The organism is Acrocarpospora phusangensis (assembly GCF_016862995.1).
GTDB classification, from domain to species: Bacteria; Actinomycetota; Actinomycetes; order Streptosporangiales; family Streptosporangiaceae; genus Acrocarpospora; species Acrocarpospora phusangensis.
In genome coordinates, this window is the sequence record NZ_BOOA01000189.1 from 1 (window position 1) to 1,914 (window position 1,914).

Sequence of the window (1,914 nt, forward strand, 5' to 3'; positions counted from 1 at the left end):
TGGGCGGGTCCCGCTGCAACGGGGCCCGCCCTCCCGACTACCGGTCACACTCACACGCAACCTCGGGATCATCAATGAAATCACGGTTACACCCACCGTCCAACAGGCGCGTCCTGGCGGCCGTCGGCGCCGCGCTCATGGTCGCCGCCTCCGTCACGACGCTGAGCACCGCCGAAGCGGCCACCGGACCGAACGTCTCCTCCTGGGTGACCACACCCGACCGCACCCAGTTGATGGCCGCCGGACCCGTCCGCGCCTTCAGCGACACGGTGCCCCGTCCCTCCGACACCATCGACGTCAACCCCGGCCAGACGTACCAGACCATGGACGGGTTCGGGGCCTCGCTCACCGACTCCTCGGCCTCGCTGCTCTACCGGCTCCCGGCGACCCAGCGCGACGAGGTCATGCGCTCGCTGTTCAGTCCGGCCGAGGGCATCGGCATCAGTTTCCTGCGCCAGCCGATCGGCGCCTCGGACTTCGTCGACGGGCCGCACTACACGTACAACGACCTGCCGGCCGGACAGACCGACCTGCAGCAGACCCGCTTCAGCATCGCGCACGACCAGGCGCGGATCCTGCCGCTGCTCCGCCGGGCCCGGGAACTCAATCCCGGGCTGAAGATCATGGCCAGCCCGTGGAGTGTCCCGGCCTGGATGAAGACCAACAACTCCCTCGTCGGCGGACGCGTCAGGAACGATCCCGCCTACTTCCGTTCCTATGCCCTCTACCTGCTCAAGTTCGTGCAGGCGTACGAAGCCGCGGGCGTACCGATCTATGCCCTGACCGTCCAGAACGAGCCACAGAACCGTACCCCCGATGCCTATCCGGGCACCGATCTGCCGGTGGCCGACCAGACCAAGGTGATCAACGAGCTCGGGCCGATGCTGCAGCAGGCGGGCCTGAGCCGAGTGAAGATCATCTCGTACGACCACAACTGGACCCAGCATCCGGACGACGCCGCCGACGCGGCCCGGCTGGGCGTACCCGCCGAACCCGACTATCCCTACGACGCGCTGCGGAGTTCGGCCGCCCAGTGGATCGCCGGCACCGGCTACCACCACTACGCCGGGGACGCGGGCCGGCAGAACGACCTGCACAACGCCTTCCCCGCCAAGGACATCTGGTTCACCGAGGGCTCGGGCTGGCACGGCGTCAACGACTCGTTCGCCACCTACTTCTCCGACACCCTCAAATGGCACGCCCGCAACATCTTCATCGCCTCGGTACGCAACTGGGCGAAAGGCGTCATCAACTGGAACCTCGCCCTGAACTCCCAGGGCGGTCCGGTCAACGGCGGCTGCGGCAACAACCCAGCCGGCATGTGCACCGGCGTGGTCGCCATCGACGGTTCCACCGTCACGCGCAACGCCGAGTACTACACCATCGGGCACCTGAGCAGGTTCGTGAAGCCCGGAGCCGTACGCGTCGGCAGCAACAACGCGGGAGATCTGCACAACGTCGCCTTCAGGAACCCCGACGGCACGTACGCCCTGGTCGTCCACAACATCAGCGGCGACAACCGGACCTTCGGGATCTCGTACAACAACATGACGGTGACGTACTCCCTGCCCGGAGGTGCCGTGGGCACCTTCACGTGGGGTGCGGGCGGCACCAACCCGTCGCCGTCGCCTTCGCCGTCTCCGGGTGGGCCGATTGACGCGAGTGCCTGGTATCAGGTGGTCAATGTCAACAGCGGCAAGTGTGTGGACGCCGCGGGTTGGGGGACCGGGAACGGGACTGCGGTGCAGCAGTGGACGTGCGGGTCGGCGCAGAACAACCAGCAGTGGCAGTTCCGGTCGACGAGCGACGGTTTCTACCAGGTGGTCGGGCGTAACGCGCCTGCTCAGGTGTGGGATGTCAGCGGTGGTGTCGGCGCGACCGCTGATGGCGTCAAGGTTCAGACCTGGGTGTACG

Annotated in this window: 1 protein-coding gene; it reads left to right on the top strand. The window is 67.1% G+C overall.

Annotation, left to right across the window (positions count from 1 at the left end):
- Window positions 1–74: 74 nt before the first annotated feature.
- The coding region (locus Aph01nite_RS40820; protein WP_204046463.1) for an RICIN domain-containing protein at window positions 75–1,914 on the top strand (1,840 nt) is incomplete at its 3' end.